General features: G+C 66.8%; 18 protein-coding genes. 15 read left to right on the top strand and 3 right to left on the bottom strand.

Features of this window, described 5'->3' with window-relative positions:
• Window positions 1–2: 2 nt before the first annotated feature.
• From J8I34_RS19120 to catC, 11 genes are all read left to right on the top strand, one after another.
• Complete coding sequence (locus tag J8I34_RS19120; RefSeq protein WP_209806709.1) at window positions 3–338, top strand: 2Fe-2S iron-sulfur cluster-binding protein; 336 nt, start codon at window positions 3–5, stop codon at window positions 336–338.
• A 1-nt stretch (window position 339) separates the two neighbouring features.
• On the top strand, window positions 340–693 hold the full coding sequence (locus tag J8I34_RS19115; protein ID WP_209806708.1) for a ferredoxin: 354 nt from the start codon (window positions 340–342) through the stop codon (window positions 691–693).
• A complete protein-coding gene (locus J8I34_RS19110; RefSeq protein WP_209775669.1) occupies window positions 690–1,019 on the top strand; it encodes a 2Fe-2S iron-sulfur cluster-binding protein in 330 nt (109 codons plus the stop codon). Before J8I34_RS19115 ends, J8I34_RS19110 begins: the two co-directional genes overlap by 4 nt.
• Window positions 1,020–1,256: 237 nt before the next feature.
• Window positions 1,257–1,409, top strand: coding sequence for a hypothetical protein (locus J8I34_RS19105; RefSeq protein ID WP_209806707.1), 153 nt, complete (start codon window positions 1,257–1,259; stop codon window positions 1,407–1,409).
• Window positions 1,406–2,296, top strand: coding sequence for an MBL fold metallo-hydrolase (locus J8I34_RS19100; protein WP_029044940.1), 891 nt, complete (start codon window positions 1,406–1,408; stop codon window positions 2,294–2,296). Before J8I34_RS19105 ends, J8I34_RS19100 begins: the two co-directional genes overlap by 4 nt.
• 83 nt (window positions 2,297–2,379) lie before the next feature.
• Window positions 2,380–3,294 (top strand): LysR family transcriptional regulator, encoded by a 915-nt coding sequence (locus J8I34_RS19095; RefSeq protein ID WP_029044939.1) that lies wholly within the window; start codon window positions 2,380–2,382, stop codon window positions 3,292–3,294.
• Between the two features lie 116 nt (window positions 3,295–3,410).
• Window positions 3,411–4,109, top strand: coding sequence for a 3-oxoacid CoA-transferase subunit A (locus J8I34_RS19090; RefSeq protein ID WP_209806706.1), 699 nt, complete (start codon window positions 3,411–3,413; stop codon window positions 4,107–4,109).
• 5 nt (window positions 4,110–4,114) lie between these two features.
• Window positions 4,115–4,777, top strand: coding sequence for a 3-oxoacid CoA-transferase subunit B (locus tag J8I34_RS19085; protein WP_209806705.1), 663 nt, complete (start codon window positions 4,115–4,117; stop codon window positions 4,775–4,777).
• Between the two features lie 89 nt (window positions 4,778–4,866).
• Window positions 4,867–6,153 carry an MFS transporter gene (locus tag J8I34_RS19080; protein WP_209806704.1) on the top strand — a complete coding sequence of 429 codons (1,287 nt, stop codon included), beginning with the start codon at window positions 4,867–4,869 and terminating at the stop codon, window positions 6,151–6,153.
• A 72-nt stretch (window positions 6,154–6,225) separates the two neighbouring features.
• Window positions 6,226–6,567: a 4-carboxymethyl-4-methylbutenolide mutase MmlI gene (mmlI, locus tag J8I34_RS19075; RefSeq protein WP_209806703.1), complete on the top strand. Its 342-nt coding sequence runs from the start codon at window positions 6,226–6,228 to the stop codon at window positions 6,565–6,567.
• Window positions 6,568–6,606: 39 nt separating this feature from the next.
• Window positions 6,607–6,882 carry a muconolactone Delta-isomerase gene (catC, locus tag J8I34_RS19070; RefSeq protein ID WP_029044934.1) on the top strand — a complete coding sequence of 92 codons (276 nt, stop codon included), beginning with the start codon at window positions 6,607–6,609 and terminating at the stop codon, window positions 6,880–6,882.
• A 33-nt stretch (window positions 6,883–6,915) separates the two neighbouring features.
• Here the strand turns inward: catC and J8I34_RS19065 are convergent, their stop codons facing one another.
• From J8I34_RS19065 to J8I34_RS19055, 3 genes are read right to left on the bottom strand one after another with little or no spacing between them, the layout of a single operon-like run.
• Window positions 6,916–8,649, bottom strand: coding sequence for a cobaltochelatase CobT-related protein (locus J8I34_RS19065; RefSeq protein ID WP_209806702.1), 1,734 nt, complete (start codon window positions 8,647–8,649; stop codon window positions 6,916–6,918).
• Complete coding sequence (locus J8I34_RS19060; RefSeq protein WP_209806701.1) at window positions 8,646–9,659, bottom strand: AAA family ATPase; 1,014 nt, start codon at window positions 9,657–9,659, stop codon at window positions 8,646–8,648. The genes J8I34_RS19065 and J8I34_RS19060 overlap by 4 nt, the downstream gene beginning before the upstream one ends.
• A gap of 57 nt (window positions 9,660–9,716) precedes the next feature.
• The gene (locus tag J8I34_RS19055; RefSeq protein ID WP_245176012.1) at window positions 9,717–10,574 is read right to left on the bottom strand and encodes an IclR family transcriptional regulator; all 858 of its coding nucleotides are present in this window, start codon (window positions 10,572–10,574) and stop codon (window positions 9,717–9,719) included.
• Between the two features lie 334 nt (window positions 10,575–10,908).
• Here J8I34_RS19055 and J8I34_RS19050 point away from each other — a divergent pair, with 334 nt between their 5' ends.
• The 4 genes from J8I34_RS19050 to J8I34_RS19035 all read left to right on the top strand — a co-directional run bounded on the left by J8I34_RS19050 (window position 10,909) and on the right by J8I34_RS19035 (window position 16,026).
• On the top strand, window positions 10,909–12,345 hold the full coding sequence (locus J8I34_RS19050; protein WP_209806700.1) for an amino acid permease: 1,437 nt from the start codon (window positions 10,909–10,911) through the stop codon (window positions 12,343–12,345).
• Window positions 12,346–12,442: 97 nt separating this feature from the next.
• The gene (gene pdxR, locus J8I34_RS19045) at window positions 12,443–14,005 is read left to right on the top strand and encodes a MocR-like pyridoxine biosynthesis transcription factor PdxR (RefSeq protein ID WP_209806699.1); all 1,563 of its coding nucleotides are present in this window, start codon (window positions 12,443–12,445) and stop codon (window positions 14,003–14,005) included.
• 143 nt (window positions 14,006–14,148) lie between these two features.
• Window positions 14,149–14,565 carry a nuclear transport factor 2 family protein gene (locus J8I34_RS19040; RefSeq protein WP_209806698.1) on the top strand — a complete coding sequence of 139 codons (417 nt, stop codon included), beginning with the start codon at window positions 14,149–14,151 and terminating at the stop codon, window positions 14,563–14,565.
• Window positions 14,566–14,580: 15 nt separating this feature from the next.
• Window positions 14,581–16,026, top strand: a complete 1,446-nt coding sequence (locus J8I34_RS19035) for an NAD(P)/FAD-dependent oxidoreductase (protein WP_029044927.1) — start codon at window positions 14,581–14,583, stop codon at window positions 16,024–16,026.
• Window positions 16,027–16,896: the final 870 nt, after the last annotated feature.

The raw sequence follows: 16,896 nt of genomic DNA, 5'->3' as shown, positions 1-16,896 counted from the left end.
CGATGCCCAAAGTCACCTTCCACAAGCGAGGCGAAACCTTCACCGACGAGGTCAAGCCCCAGACCAACCTGGTTGTCCGCGCCGGCATCCGGCAGTTCCCCTACCCCAACCTGCGCTACGAGTGCGGCATGGGCAAATGCTCCAAGTGCGCCTGCCGCGTGCTCGCCGGCGCCGAGCACCTGCCGCCGCCCAACTGGAAGGAAAAGAAGCAGCTCGGCGACCGGCTGGAGCAGGGTTACCGGCTGGCGTGCCAGCTCTGGATCGAGCATGACATCGAGCTGGCCCAGGACGACCTGCCTGCCCCCGCCGCGCTCGCCACGGCAATCGCGGGAGCCTGACATGTTCGTGCTGCTTACCAGCCGCCCCGGCCAGTTCCGCACCGAGCCTACCGGCGGCATGACCGCGGTCGAGGCGTACGACTACGTCTTCTACGGCAAGCGCACGGCCCGCTTTGTCATCGCCGAGCTGGCGGCCGATACCGAGGTACGGGTGCAGGAGGAAACCCCACCCGGCATCATCAACCTGGTATCGACCAAGTTCCTCGACAAGTACGCCACGCTGGAGGCCGCCCGCGCCGCGCTGCGCGAGCTGGCCAGCTTCGGCAGCATGGACATCGCCCTCGTGCCCACACCGGTCGCCGTGGGGGCCGATCCTGAAGCCTCACGCCCGCACGCTACGCATTCATCGCCATGATCCAGATCACCTTCCTCACCAACCACGGCAAGACGGTCAGCACGCCGGTCAACAGCAACCTGCTGCGCGTGTCGCTGCGCGAACAGGGCGGCATTCCGTTCAAGTGCGGCGGCGGCCTGTGCGGCACCTGCAAGTGCCGCATCGACAAGGGCCGCGAACATACCGATGCGATCAAGCCGAAGGAAAAGAAACTGCTGACGGAAGACGAACTCGCAGCGGGCTTCCGGCTGGCTTGCCAGACGTTCATCGACGGCGATATCGCGGTGTCGTGGCAGCCGAAAGACGCGGTGGATCGAAGACAGGCTGCCGCCGCCGGCGAAGGCTAGAAGGGCGCGGGCAGTGCTCGGGCTCACCCGGCAACGTGTCCGACTGTCTCGACACTTCGCGCCATTCCCATACCCATCGGGTATGGGAAGCAACTTTTTCTGTCTTGGACGCCTGCAACTCCAGGGCCCATACTCCGGCCGACTGGCAATTTGGTTCAGTCATGGTCGCGAATCCATGAGTGACAAACCTCGCTGCTGTCCTGACCGATCCTCCGCCGCAGTGCTGCAGCGTCATGCATGAAGCTGCCTGAAACCCCTCTTTTGGATTGCGAAATTGGCGAGGCGACGAAGATCGCCGATGCTCGATGCCTGCCAAAGCCGGCGTCGGCCATGCCGCAAGCGGCCTCGCCGCTGGGCACTCACAACACCAAACGGAGACAAGCCACATGATGCAAGCGCGCGCCTTCGGCGACCTCAAGATCACCCGCATCCTCGAATATGCGGGGCCGACGCACGATCCCGCGTTCCTGTTCCCCGACATCGACCGCGCCGTGCTTGACGCCCATGCTGACCTGATGGCGCCGCACCATTGGATACCGCACATGAACAAGCTGATCGTGACGATCCAGTTCTGGGTGGTCCATGCGGGGGACAGCATCATCGTGGTCGATACGGGCGTTGGCAACTTCAAGCCGCGTGCCGGCATCGCGCGCATGCACAGGCTCAACACGCTGGTGCGCGAGTGGCTGATCGCGGCTGGCGCACCGCCGGAAAAGGTCACCCATGTCGTGATGACGCACCTGCACGCGGACCACGTCGGATGGAACACCACCTGGCAGGACAATCGCTGGGTGCCGACCTTTCCCAACGCGCGCTATTACATCCCCAAGGATGACTTCACTTTCTGCGACGAGGGCCGGAACAAGGAGCCGGGCGTGGTGGACGTGTTTGGTGAATCCTTCCTTGACAGCGTGATGCCAGTGGTCAGCGAAGGTCTGGCGGAAATGATGGTGGCCGGGCAGGAGATCGCGGGCTGCCTGCAGGTTGAACCCGCTGCGGGCCATAGTCCCGGCCAGGTGGCGTTCCGCATCCGTTCGCGCGGCGAAGAGGCGATCTTCTGCGGCGATATCCTGCACAGCCCGCTGCAGATCGTTCGCCCTGACGTGAACTCCGGCTATTGCATCCGCCCCGACCTGGCGCGCAGCACGCGCCTGGCCTTCCTGAATGACGCCGCCGAGCGCGAGGCGTTGATCCTACCAGTGCATTTCGGCGAGCCCTATTGTGGCTACGTCAGGCGCCAGGGCCCAGGCTTCCGCTTCGAGCCCGCCACCTGGTAGCACGCGGCGGCCGTTATCCCGCCGCCGCATGCCCGCCGACGCGGGTATCGGTGGCACAGTCAGTACGCCGCGAGACCAGCAGCATGGCCGTTCCCTTCGACATCACCGATTTCCGCCTCTTCGTCAATGTGGCGGAAACGCGCAGCCTGACCCGTGGCGCGGAGCGCTCCTTCCTCTCCGTGCCGGCGGTCAGCAACCGCATCAAGAACCTTGAAGACACGCTGGGGGTACGATTGCTGGAGCGCTCGCCCCAGGGCGTGACGCTGACGGCAGCCGGCGAGGTTTATCTGCAGCATGCCCGCGTGGTGCTTGCCGAGCTGGAACGGCTTACGGGCAACCTCCAGCCGTTCACCGCAGGCCTTTCCGGGCAGCTCAAGCTGGTGGCCAATACCACGGCCATCACGGAGTACCTGCCCCCGGTGATCGGTGACTACCTTGTCAGCCATCCGGATGTACGCATCGATGTCCGCGAGCGCCTGAGCGATGACATTGTCCGCCTGGTGCGTGAAGGCGGCACCGACCTCGGCATCATCTCCGGCAATGTGCCCACCGCCGGCTTGCAGGCCGTTCCCTTTGTCAAGAGCGCGCTGATCCTGGTTGCACCGCTAGGCCACCCGCTGCTGACGCAGCGCGAGGTCTGGTTCGAGCAGTCGCTGCAATATGCCTTCGTCGCGCTGCTCGAAGGCAGCGCCTTCCAGATGTTCATGACACGCGCCGCAGGCGCGCTGCACAAGCCCATGACCATCCGCGTGCATGTGGCCAGCTACGATGCCATCTGCCGCATGGTCGCAGCCGGCGCCGGCATCGCCATCATGCCCAAGGCCGCGTTCGCGCGCCTCAAGGGCGAGCAGCCGATCGGCGCCTGCGACCTGCGCGATGACTGGGCCGTGCGAACCTTCCAGGTTTGCGCGCGCGACCTCGACGGCCTGTCCAGCTTCGCCCGTGATTTTGCCAACCGGTTGATCGGCCGCTATGCACCGGGGGTCAGCGGCAGCTAGCTCGCGCGCTGCCATCGGGGCCTTAAGCCAGCGCTAAGGGTGCTTGCAGAACCCGAAATTGTGAGGCCACCGGCTGCATGGCAACCTAGTCTCGCCAGACAACAACGAAGCGAGACATGATCGATAAGCTCTGCAGAACGACGCGCGAAGCGGTGGACAACATCCCCGACGGCGCCACCATCGCGATCGGCGGATTCGGTGGCGCCGGCATGCCCGATGCACTGATTGACGCCCTGATCGAACAGGGCGCCACCGATCTCACGGTAGTCAGCAATAACGCCGGCAACGGCGACACCGGGCTGGCTGCGCTGCTCAAGGCGCGTCGCGTGCGCAAGCTGGTGTGCTCGTTCCCGCGCCAGCGCGATGCCCACGTCTTTGAAGCCCTGTACCGCGCCGGCCAGATCGAGCTGGAAGTGGTGCCGCAGGGCACGCTGGCGGAGCGCCTGCGCGCCGCCGGCAGCGGCATCGGCGCGTTCTACACGCCGACCGGCTTTGGCACGCTGCTGGCCCAGGGCAAAGAGACGCGCCAGATCGACGGGCGCGGCTACGTGCTTGAGCATCCGATCCATGCGGACGTTGCGTTGATCAATGCGGAGGCGGCCGACCGCTGGGGCAACCTCGTCTACAACAAGACCGCGCGCAATTTCGCTCCCGTCATGGCGATGGCGGCAAGCCAGACGATCGCCGCGGTGGCACGGGTCTGCGAACTGGGCGAGCTGGACCCGGAAGCCATCGTGACGCCCGGCATCTTCGTCAGCCGAGTGGTGCTGCACGACAGCGCGCACGCACAAGCTGCGCGCATGCAAGCGGATTGAGAACCATGGACCAAGTAGCCAAGAACCTTCTGGCCGCGCGCGTGGCGCGCGACATCCCCAACGGATCGTATGTGAACCTGGGCATCGGCCTGCCGACCCTGGTGGCCAACCACCTGCCCCGTCACCGCGAAGTCATCCTGCACAGCGAGAACGGCGTGCTCGGGCAATGGTCGGCTGCGGAGCCCGGGCAGGAAGACTGGGACCTGATCAATGCGGGCAAGGAAGCCATCCGGCTGGAGCGAGGCGCGGCCTTTTTCCATCATGCCGATGCCTTCGGCATGATGCGCGGCGGCCATCTGGATATCTGCGTGCTTGGAGCATTCCAGGTATCGCAACGCGGCGACCTGGCCAACTGGCACACGGGGGCAGCCGACGCCATTCCCGCGGTCGGCGGCGCCATGGACCTGGCCATCGGCGCCAGGCGCGTGTTCGTGATGATGGACCACATGACCAGGGACGGTGCCAGCAAGCTGCGCCGCCAATGCAGCTATCCGCTGACGGGGCTTGCCTGCGTGAGCCGCGTCTACACCGAACTCGGCACCTTCGCCATCGGTGCGCAAGGGGTGTCGGTCATCGAGATCATCGGCGACATGTCACCGCAGGCGCTCCAGTCAGTCACAGACGTGGATCTCGATATCTCCACGCTGGCCATGGCCGAGCCTGCCTGAATCCCGCCGGGAAGGCCAGCGCCCCCGGGCATCGATGCATCCCGGGGCGCCGGACAAACAAAGAACGAAACGCAATACAGGAGACAACCATGTTGACTTGGTACAAGACCGGGACTGCCCAGCAGAAGAAGACGTTCTGGGCATGCTATTCGGGCTGGGCGCTGGATTCCTTCGACATGCAGATGTTCAGCTTCCTGCTGCCCGCCCTGACGCTGGCCTGGGGGCTGACCAAGGCTGAAGTCGGCGTGCTTGGGACGGTGGCGCTGATCGTTACCGCCATCGGCGGCTGGGGTGCCGGCATACTCAGCGACCGCTATGGCCGCGCGCGCATCCTGGTGGTGGCGATCGTCTGGTTCACACTGTTCGGCATACTCGCCGGCTTCGCCCAGACATACCAGCAACTCGTCGTCGCCCGCATGCTTCAGGGCCTGGGCTTCGGCGGCGAATGGGCGGTCGGCGCGGCGCTGATGGCAGAAGTGATCGACCCCAGGCATCGGGGCAAGGCCATGGGCTATGTGCAATCGGGCTTCGCGCTGGGCTGGGCGTTGGCGGTCGTCGTGGCGACGCTGCTGCTGGCCTGGCTTCCGCAGGAGCTGGCATGGCGCGTGGCGTTCTGGAGCGGCATTATCCCCGCGTCGATCGTGCTGTTCATCCGGCGCCATATCAAGGACGCGCCGATGTTCGAGCGCGCCCGGCAAAGCCGCGCGCCGCGCGCTTCGCTGGCCTCGGTGTTCAGCCGCAAATACGCGCGTTCATTGATCCTGTCGAGCGTGCTGGTGATCGGCCTGCAGGCCGGCTGCTATGCCATCCTGGTCTGGTTGCCGTCCCTGCTCAGCCAGCGGGGCGTCGCACCGACATCGATGATCGTCACGGTCTTCATCATGGCTTTCGGCTCGTTCTGCGGCTTCGCGTTCGCAGCCGACCTGTGCGATCGCATCGGGCGGCGGCCGACGCTGATCCTGCTGTCGGTCTGCGCATGGATCGTCACCGTCAGCTACATGCTGCTGCCGCTGAACACCACGCTCGCCGCCGTCCTGGGGTTCCTGGTCGGGTTCTCGGCAATCGGGATGTTCGCCGCCCTTGGGCCTTTCCTCAGCGAGCTGTTTCCGACCAATGTGCGCACGACCTGCATGGGCTTCGCCTATAACGTGGGCAAGTCGGTGGGCGCGGGTTCCGTCGTCGGCGTCGGCGTACTCTCCACTCACATTGGCCTGGCCAATGCCATGGGGACATTCTGCCTGGTGGCCTATGCCTTCGCGGTATTCGGCATGCTGCTGTTGCCCGAGACCCGCGGCATCGCCATCGAGTCCATCGGCGAAGACGGCGATCGCTTCGCGCCGGAGCCCCTGGCCGAACCCGCGCGGGCGCATCCCTGACAACGCGGCGCGAGCGCCAGCAAGGCGCGCAACGGCCACGCGTGAACCAATACCGAACCAAGAGGAGTCAATATGATTCGACTGCTGTACCTGCTGGTCAAGCCGGAAGGCATGTCCGACGAAACCTTCCGCGCGGAATGCCTGCGCCACGACGAGATGTCGCACGATGTGCCCGGCCTGCACAAGTATGAGGTCCGCCTCGTCGCCGGACAGCCCACCGATACCCACGTGCCCTACTTCGACATCGGGCACGTCGATGCCATCGGCGAATGCTGGTTCGAGAGCGAAGCCGCCTACGCCACTTACCTGGCGTCTGATGTCCGCAAGGCCTGGTTCGAGCACGGCAAGACCTTTATCGGCCGCCTCAAGCCATTCCGCACGGCGCCCGTCACCGGCGACGCCAGCGCGAGCTGACCGTCCAGACACTGCATCCCGACAAGCGAGGAGACCCCCATGCTTTATTGCGTACAGATGGAAGTGAAGATCCCGGATTCGCTTCCGGCAGACCGCGCCGAAGCGATCAGGGCCGCCGAGAAGGCGCGCGCCATCGACATCCAGAAGTCCGGCAAATGGCCCCATCTGTGGCGCGTGGCCGGCCGCTATGCCAATATCAGCATCTTCGACGTGGAAAGCAACGATGCGCTGCACGACTTGCTGTCTTCGCTTCCGTTGTTTCCGTATATGACCATCGCGGTCACGCCGCTGGCGCGCCATCCATCGGCGATCTAGCAACGGCCTGGCAGCGGTTTCGACGACGGGCGGCTACCGCCGCCTCGTCGCCACCAAGCCCGCCACCTCATCCAGCATCGCCATATCCACCGGCTGCGACAGGTCCAGCGCCAGCGTGTGCCGGTAATACGGGCTGAGGTCCAGCCCGACCCCCAGCCCCAGCACCTCCACGTCACGCAACGTCTCGTGCCGCGCCACGACGGCCTTGAGGTGGTTGTCGAGATAGCAGGCATCGTTGGCCAGCCCGGTGGCGGTATCCATCGGGCTGCCATCGGACACCACCACCAGGATGCGGCGCGCCTTGCCGGTGGCGTGCAGCCGCGCGCAGGCCCACTCCACCGCCTCGCCGTCCACGCCTTCGCGGAACAGGTCGGCCTTGAGCAAGGCGGTCATGTCGGTGCGGGCGCGGCGCCAGCTGCGCGCGGCATCCTTGAACACCATGTGACAGGTTTCGTTGAGCCGGCCAGGGTGCGCCGGCCGGCCGCGCGCGAGCCAGTCGGAGCGGGCGCGGCCGCCGTTCCAGGCGTTCGTGGTGAAGCCCAGCACCTCGGTGGCCACGCCGGCCTGGTCGAGGGCGCGCGCGAGCAGGTCGAGCAGCAATGCCAGCGGCTCCGCCCGCGCCTTCATCGATCCCGAGCAGTCCACCAGGAAACCCACCACGCAATCGGCATGCGCCTTGTACGCTTCGCGGCGGAACAGGCGCCGCTCGGCGGGCGAGCTGACCAGTTGCGCCAGCCGGCGGCCGTCGATGCGGCCGCTTTCCTCGCCGAAGGACCAGCCGTCGACACGCGGCTGCGCCAGCGCGGCGCGCAGCATGCGGGCCAGCCGCGCCACGTTGACGCCGGCGCGGGCGATGCGCGCGTCGAGCCGCGTGCGGTACTCGTCGAGCAAGGCACGGCGCACCAGCGTGGCGGCGCGCACTTCGCGGTCGTAGCGGGTGGTGAAGATGCGGTAGCCATCGGCGGCGTCGGCTAGCACGCGGCTGTGGCCGCTGTCGGCGAGGGCGAAGGCTTCGGCGGGTGGCTCGTCGAAATCGAGCCATAGCGCAAAGCCGGCGCGTGCGGAGGAAACGGCATTGTCGTCATCCTCGCCGGCACGCGGCGCTTCGCTGCGTACCATGTCCGCGACGGCCCGTGCCAGCGCCAGCGCATGCACGGCAAACGCGGACTGGTCGTGGCGCTGCGCGCGCAGCCCGGCCAGCGCCGTGCCCAGCACGGGGACGATGGCGGCGCGCGTGGCCTCGATCAGGTCTTCGGTGTCTTCGAGCACCGGTTCGCCGCTCAGCCGTGACCACGCCACCTGCGCCACCGTGTAGAGCAGGATGCCGAGATGGCCCTCGGTCAGCCCCGAGCGATGGAACGCGCGCGACCACGCCATGAAGCGATGCCGCAGGTTCGCTGCCACGCCGGCCATGCCGCGCGGCAGGCGGGTTTCGCAGCGCAGTTGCTCGAGCAGCTCGAAGACCAGGCGCTCGACCGGATCGGCGGGACAGAGGCTGCGGTGCAGCGGGGCGTCGGAATGCGCCTGCCGCAGCGCGGCGCCATCGGCGGCGCCGCGCAGGCAGGCCGCCGTGTCGGTATCCGGATCGGTACGCAGGTGCGGCGCGTGCTGCGGCACCGGCCGCATCGCGCGCCAGAGCTGGCCGTCGCGGAAATGCAGTGCCGCGTCGCCGGTCAGCGCGCGCACGGCGGCGCCGGAGAGCTCGTCCTGCCGCTGGCGCCGGCGCAGCTGCTGCGCGGCCGACGCCGTGGCCGACGCCGCGGTCATCGCGCGGACTCCGACGCGGCCGCAACCGCGGCGGCCTCGCCGGGCAGCTGTCCGAAGCAGCGCTGGTAATACTCCGCCACCACCGGCCGCTCGGCCTCGTCGCATTTGTTCAGGAAGGTCAGCCGGAACGCCAGGCCCGGATCGCGGAAGATCTGGCAGTTCTCGGCCCAGCTGATCACGGTGCGCGGCGACATCAGCGCCGACAGGTCGCCCGCCGCAAACCCGCGCCGCGTCAGCCCCGCCATGGCCACCATGGCGTCGACCAGCGCGCGGCCGGCGTCGTTGTCCAGCTCGGGCACGCGCGCCAGCACGATGCCCGCCTCTTCCTCGTGCGGCAGGTAGTCCAGCGTGGCGACCACGTTCCAGCGGTCGATCTGCGCATGATTGAGCAACTGGGTGCCGTGATAGAGCCCGTTGACGTTGCCGAGCCCCACGGTATTCGACGTGGCAAACAGGCGGAACGACGGATGCGGCCGGATCACCCGGTTCTGGTCGAGCAGCGTGAACTTGCCGTCGCGCTCCAGGATGCGCTGGATCACGAACATCACGTCGGGCCGGCCCGCGTCGTATTCATCGAAGATCAGCGCCACCGGCCGCTGCAGCGCCCACGGCACGATGCCTTCCTGGAACTCGGTCACCTGCCGCCCGTCGCGCACGACGATGGCGTCCTTGCCGACCAGGTCGAGCCGGCTGATATGCCCGTCCAGGTTGACGCGCACGCACGGCCAGTTGAGCCGCGCCGCCACCTGCTCGATATGGGTGGACTTGCCGCTGCCATGCAGCCCCTGCACCATCACGCGCCGGTCGCGCATGAAGCCGGACAGGATCGCCAGCGTCACCTCCGGCTGGAAGCGGTAGGCCGGGTCGACCTCCGGTACGTGGTCGTCGCGCTGACTGAAGGATGGCACCATCAGACCGGAATCGATGCCGAACACCTCGCGGACCGGAATCATCCGGTCCGGCTTGCCATACTGCTCTTGCGTCACCTCATGCTCCTCGTTGGTCGCCATGCCTTTTTTCACATTGGCACCGCGACCAGCGGAGCTACCCGCGTGACGCCGTGCGCGCTATTCGTCCTCTTCGGCGCTTTCGGCGCTTTCGGCGCTTTCCGCGCCGCCCTGCCAGCTGCTGGCGCTTTCGGCCTCGATCGCCGCCAGTGCGCTCGCCGCGCGCTGCAGCGCGGGCAGCAGCTGCACCACCTTGTCGCGCGCCACGCGCATCACCGGGGCCTGCAGCGCCAGCCCCAGGTTGGACTTGCCCCCATCCACGGCCGGCACCAGCACGCCGATGCAGACCAGCCCGGGCAGGAATTCCTCGTCGTCCAGCGCATAGCCGTCGCGCTTCACGCGCTCCAGTTCCGCTTCCAGCTGCGCGTGGTCGGTCAGCGTGTTCTGCGTGTACCGCTCCAGCTCCGCATGCGCCAGCAGCCGCTGCCGCTGCGCCGGCGCCAGCTGCGCCAGGAACAGCTTGCCGGTGGCCGAGCAGTGCGCCGGCACGCGCGAGCCCGGATGCAGGTAGAAGCGCAGCGGCGCCGCGGTTTCCACGCGGTCCAGGTACAGCACCTCGCCGCCCGAGAACGCGGTCAGGTTGCAGCTCTCGCCCACCTCTTCCACCAGCCGCCGCAGCACCATGTGGCGCGCGCCGTGCGAGGTGCTGTTGAGCAACAGGTTCTCCGCCAGCCGGCGCAGCCGCAGGCCGGTGCCGTATTGCCGCCCGTCGCCGTTGCGCTGGATCAGTCCGGCCGCCTCGAGCTGCTGCAGCATGCGGTGCAGCGTGGGCTTGGGCAGGCCGGTTTCTTCCACCAGCGCCTGCAGGTTGAAGGACTGGTCCTTCTCCGCGATGACTTCGAGCAGGCCGAACAAACGCAGTGCCGGCGTGTCTCCGTCGGGCTTGGCGTCACTTTTGGCGAGGCGCATATCGTTCATGCCTGGCTCCATCATAGGTAAGTTTCATTTTCAGAGTCAAATCATATCAATTATCGAAACTTCCGGTTGACCTTCCGCCGAGGAGGGCCTACATTTCGGTGAAACAATAATTTTTCGGAACAATTGGTTCCGGATTTTTAAGCAGACACCGGAGACTAGTCGACATGGACGGATAAGCATCCCGCACCCGGGATTGCACACACTGAACCGACCACGGCCCTGGCTGGCGTTTCCCGCGCCGCCATCTATACAGAAGAGAAGCCGTGGCGCCTGCCAAAAACGCTGGTCTGGCTGCAAGTAGCACCGGCAGCACGCGCAGCACAGGAGACACACCATGATCCAACAACCCCAGTCCGGCAACGGACTATCCCACGGCCTCAAGCAACGCCACATGACCATGATCGCGCTTGGCGGCGTGATCGGCGCCGGCCTGTTCGTCGGCAGCGGCGTCGTCATCAAGTCGGCCGGCCCCGGCGCGGTCCTTTCCTTCCTGATCACCGGCCTGCTGGTCGTGCTGGTCATGCGCATGCTGGGCGAGATGGCGTGCGCCCTGCCCGGCACCGGCGGCTTCTACGAGTATGCGCGCGAAGCCTGGCGCGACCGCCCCGCGGTGGGCAACCTCGCCGGCTTCCTGACCGGCTGGATGTACTGGTACTTCTGGGTCATCGTGGTGGCGCTCGAAGCCGTCGCCGGCGCCGACCTGGTGCGCTACTGGCTGCCGGACGTGCCCAACTGGACCATCAGCCTGGTGCTGCTGGTGATGCTGACGCTGACCAACCTGGTGTCGGTCAAGTCGTTCGGCGAGTTCGAGTTCTGGTTCGCCTCGATCAAGGTCGCGGCAATCATCGTGTTCCTGTTCGTCGCCGGCGTGTACGTGCTGGGCCTGGCTCCCGGCGCCCAGGGCATGCAGGTGGCCAACCTGACCGTCAACGGCGGTTTCCTGCCGAACGGCATCGTGCCGGTGCTGACCGGCGCGGTCGCGGCCACCGGCTTCTACTTCGGCGCCGAGATCGTCACCATCGCCGCGGCCGAGACCGCCGAGCCGCAGAAGGCCGTGGCCAAGGCCACCAGCTCGGTGATCACGCGCGTGCTGGTGTTCTATGTCGGCTCGATCCTGCTGGTGGTATGCCTGGTGCCGTGGAACTCCAACAGCATCGCCACGCCGTACGTCAGCGCGCTGAACGTGATGGGCGTGCCCGCCGCCGCACAGATCATGAACGCGATCGTGCTGACCGCGGTGCTGTCGGCGCTCAACTCCGGCCTGTACGCTTCGTCGCGCATGCTGTTCGCGCTGACCCGCCGCGGCGATGCGCCGCAGTCGCTGGCCCGCGTCAGCCGCAACGGCGTGCCGGTGCGCGCGATCCTGGTGGCCACGCTGTTCGGCTACGGCGCGGTGGTGATGTCCTATGTCTCGCCGGATACGGTGTTCGCCTTCCTGGTGAATTCGTACGGCACGGTGGCGATCTTCGTCTACATCCTGATCGCGATCTCGCAACTGCGCCTGCGTTCCCGCCTGGAGCGCGAAGCGCCCGGCCAGCTGCGCGTGCGCATGTGGTGCTACCCGTACCTGACCTACCTGGCGATCGTTGCCATGCTCGGCATCGTGGTGGCGATGGCCTTCATTCCCGACCAGCGCACGCCGCTTGCGCTGGGCGTGGTCAGCCTGGCGATCCTGCTGGTGGCCTACGCCGCGCGCCAACTGTTTCGGCGTAACCCGGATCAGGTAGTGCCGCTGGCCGAGCTGCCGCGCCCCGACCTGAATGAGTATTGATGCCTGACGATACCTGACGCTATCCGACCCTGACTGACGTTGCGCGCCGGTGCGGTATGCTGGCGCGCTTCGCCGTTCAGGTAACGCCCCTTGCCCCATGAGCCTGAAGTCTCCCACTACCCTCTGGTCGCAACTGTTCCAGCAGCATGTCCATTCTGGCCTGAGCCTGCAGGGCAAGATCCGCCAGATGCTGGTCTCGGCCATCCTTGACGAGCAGTTGCCGCAGGGCGAGCCGCTGCCCAGCAGCCGCGAGTTGTCGGCGCAGCTGCGCGTGGCGCGCAACACGGTGGTCCTGGCCTACCAGCAACTGGTCGACGAAGGCTACCTGGTGGCGCGCGAGCGCAGCGGCTACTTCGTCAACCCGGAGATCCTGGGCACGCGCGTCAGTGGCGTCGCCTCGCTGCGCGGCGAACCGGTGCCCGCCCGCTCGGGCGAGCCCGACTGGGAGCGGCGCTTTGTGTTCCGCCCGACCCAGCAGCGCAATATCGTCAAGCGCGCCAACTGGCGCGATTACCCCTACCCCTTCATCTACGGCCAGTACGACCCTGCGCTGTTCCCCACCGCGGACTGGCGCGAATGCTGCCTGAAGGCGCTGAGCGTGCTCGACATCCACGACTGGGCCCAGGACATGATCCTGCGCGACGACGAGTCGCTGGTGCAGCAGATCCGCACCCGCGTGCTGCCGCGCCGCGGGGTCTGGGCGGGGACCGATGAGATCGTGATTACCGTCGGCGCGCAGCAGGCACTGTACCTGCTGGCCGACCTGCTGGTCAGCCCCGACACGCCGGTGGGCATCGAGGATCCCGGCTATCCGGACGCACGCAATATCTTCGGCTCGCACACCTCGCACCTGGTGCCCGTGCCGGTCGATGGCGACGGCCTGACGCTGTCAGATGCGCAGCGCGCCTGCGACTACGTCTACGTGACCCCCGGCCACCAGTGCCCCACCACCGTCACCATGCCGCTGGCGCGCCGCCAGGCGCTGCTGCGGCAGGCCGAGGACGCGGACTTCGTGCTGATCGAGGATGACTACGAGGCAGAGAGCCGCTTCGAGGGCGACCCCACGCCCACGCTCAAGAGCCTGGACCGCAGCAACCGCGTGATCTACGTCGGCAGCCTGTCCAAGAGCCTGGCGCCGGGGCTGCGCATCGGCTACATCGTCGGGCCGGCGGCACTGATCGCCGAGTTGCGCGGCGCGCGGCGGCTGATGCTGCGGCACCCCTCGGCATATATCCAGCGCGCGTTCTCGCTGTTCCTGTCGCTGGGCCACTATGACGCGCACCTGCGCCGGCTGGCCGCCGCGCACCGTGAGCGTGCCGAAGCGGTGCTGGCGGCGCTGGCCACGCATATGCCAGACTTCCGCGCCGTGCCGATCGCCGGCGGCGCCTCATGCTGGATCGAGGGGCCGTCCTGGCTCGATGCGGATGCGCTGGCGCGGCTGGCGGAACTGCAAGGCGTGCTGATCGAACCCGGCAGTGTCTTCTTCATGGCCGAGCCCGCACCGCGCAACGGCTTCCGTCTGGGCTACTCGTCGATCTCGCTGGACCGCATCGAACCGGGCATCCGCGTGCTGGCCGGCGTGGCACGTGAACTGCAGGCCACCGCCAGCGCCGCCCCGGCACCCTCGTCCGTCACATCCCGGGCCCGCCCCGCGGCCTGACCCGGCCGGCGGCACGGTCCCGCGCCGCTGGCCCAAGCGATTGTCCCGAACTGGCGCTACAGCGCCGCGCACGGCTTCCCTATCCTCGAGTCATGGCCGGTTCCCCACGGACCGGCAGAGACAACACTCAGGAGACCAAGCCCATGTCCAAGGACAACACCGCCGCCGGCATCGAACTGCTGCAAGCCTTCAACGACGCCTGGAACCGCCACGACATCGAAGCCCTGATGGGCTGCATGGCCGATGACTGCGTCTTCCACGGCGTGGCAGGCCCCGACCTGCTGGGCCGCAGCTTTGCCGGCCGCGACGCGGTGCGCGAAGGCTTCCAGCTGGCCTGGCAGACCTTCCCCGACGCGCAATGGGTCGATGGCGACCACTTCGTCGTGGGCGACCGCGGCGTCAGCGAATCCACCTTCCGCGGCACCCGTGCCGACGGTGCCCGAATCGAGGCACGCATGGTCGACGTCTTCACCTTCCGCGACGGCAAGATCGCGGTGAAGAACGCGTACCGCAAGGACCGCCCGCCGGTGGTAGCCCCCCAGGCCGCCCCCGCGGCCTGAGCGAGGAGACGCGCGATGCAAGCCGTAGCCCCCCGCAGCAGCCTACTTGCCGGCGAACAGTCCACCGCGCCGACCCGGCCATACGACCCCGCCTACGACCCGCTGCACACCCCCACCCCCGGCCACGGCCGGGAATACGCGCCCACCTACTGGATCGGCACCGCTGGCGAGCCGCCCGCCGACGACGGCCCGATCACGCACGACATCGACGTCGACGTGGCCATCATCGGCTCGGGTTTCACCGGCCTGACCTGCGCCATCTTCCTGGCGCAGGAATACGGCATCAAGGCCACCGTGCTGGAAGCCAACCGCGTCAGCTGGGGCTGCAGCACGCGCAACGGCGGCCAGGCGCAATGCGCGTCGGGGCGGCTCAAGCGCTCGCAGTGGATCCAGCGCTACGGCCTGGATACCGCGCTGCGCCTGCACGAAGAAGTCTGCGACGGCATGGAGACCTTCAAGGGCCTGATCCGGGATATCGACTGCGATCCGCAGCCCGGCGGCCACCTGTACATCGCGCACCGCGCCAAGGTGATGCCGGCGCTGGAGAAGGAAGCCAAGGTCCTGCGCGAAGTCTTCAAGTACGATGCGCGGGTCATGGACGCGGACACCGTGCGGCGCGACTATGTCGACGACAAGGAAGCCGCGGGCGCCATGCATGAGCCCGAAGGCATCGGCATCCACGCCGGCAAGCTCGCCTTCGGCTACCTGCGCCGCGCGCGCGAACTGGGCGCCAAGGTGCATCCGTCCAGCCCCGTGACCGGGTGGGAAACCCGCAACGGCATGCACTACCTGCGCACCCCCGGCGGCATCGTGCGCGCCCGCGCCGTGGGCGTCGCCACCGGTGGCTATACCTCGCAGTCACTGCACCACGAGCTGAAGAACCGGCTGTTCCCGATCCTGTCGAACTCCATCGTCACACGCCCGCTCACCGCCGGCGAACTGGCCGCGTGCAACTTCCGCACCACGCAGGTCATCACCGACACGCGCATCCTGCGCCACTACTACCGGCTGATGCCGGACGGCCGCCTGCAGATCGGCAGCCGCAGCGCCATCACCGGCAACGACGCGCCGCAGGACCAGTACAAGCAGAAGCTCATCAGCGACATGTACCGCAAGTTCCCCGCGCTGCAGGGCATCCAGGTCGACTATTCCTGGTGGGGCTGGGTCGATGTCAGCCACGACATGATGCCGCGCATCACGCAGCCGGATCCCGCGCAGTCGATCTATTACGCCATGGGCTATGGCGGCAATGGCGTGATGTATTCCGCCCAGGCCGGCAAGCGCCTGGCGGCGCTGATCGCCGGCAAGTCGTCGGTGCTGCCGGAGCTGCCGATCTTCCGCTCGCCACTGCCGTTCCCGAACGTGCGCGAGATGGTGGAATCGCAGATGTTCGCGCCGTTCCGCCGGCTGGGACAGCGGGTGCTGTATCACTGGTATCACATGAAGGACGACGTGCTTTGAGTAGCAACCTCCCCCAAGCTTGGTGGCGCGCCCTCCCGCGCTGCCGGTCCGTTACGGATCCGTGCCGGGGGCAAACCAACCCAATGTAGCGACCCCGGGCCGCTACAGCATGAGCGGTCACAGCTAGCCGGCACCGGGCAGTCGCCTTGCCATAGCGGCCGATCACGCGGTACTCACACAGCCGAGCCTGACGGACGGTATAAGCGCTGTGCCGTCCCGTCCGGGAGGCACAGCGACTCATATCCGGGCGTACTCCCTTGCGGCCGGCCGCCCTCTCTCAGCATCCCTCGGCTCCCGCGCCATCTCCACGCTTTCAGAATACCGGGTCGAGGTTTCATCCATCGAAGCCAGGCTCCGTTGTGTCTGAAGGCACGTCACCCGGCCCCAGCCTGCATTCCTTTGATCGCGTACTCCTGGGGTGGCGCAATTCGTCGCGCCAAACGGGAAAATTCCCTCCATCCAACCAGAATATTCGCATCGCGACGCAGCCTTCGGTTGCCTACCTTTCAATTACCGCACACTTTCGTGCGGCAATTCAGTGTCAAATCCGGGAGGCATCATGACCAAAATCATTCTCGAATCCGCGAAAATGGCAAACTGGACGCAAATCGGTGCGCCGATCAAGAAGTAATTGACGCAAGATGCCCCAATTCGGGGCATCTTATTGGAGGCGACAACAATGAGTGCGCATATTAATCCGAACGTCTTCCTGATCTTCACTCCGGACGGAATCGTCCTGTGGGACTTTGAGAAGCACAACCAATACTCGCTTGCACCTGAGTACACATTCCGCTTAGGGATGGTCTGAAAAACCTCTGCCAACGGAAGGGCGGCAGAGACGTTAAATGAGGATCACGAAAGCTGCATGAC

This window comes from Cupriavidus phytohabitans, from assembly GCF_017815025.1.
Lineage (GTDB): Bacteria > Pseudomonadota > Gammaproteobacteria > Burkholderiales > Burkholderiaceae > Cupriavidus.
This window is presented reverse-complemented; position numbering and strand designations above follow the sequence as displayed.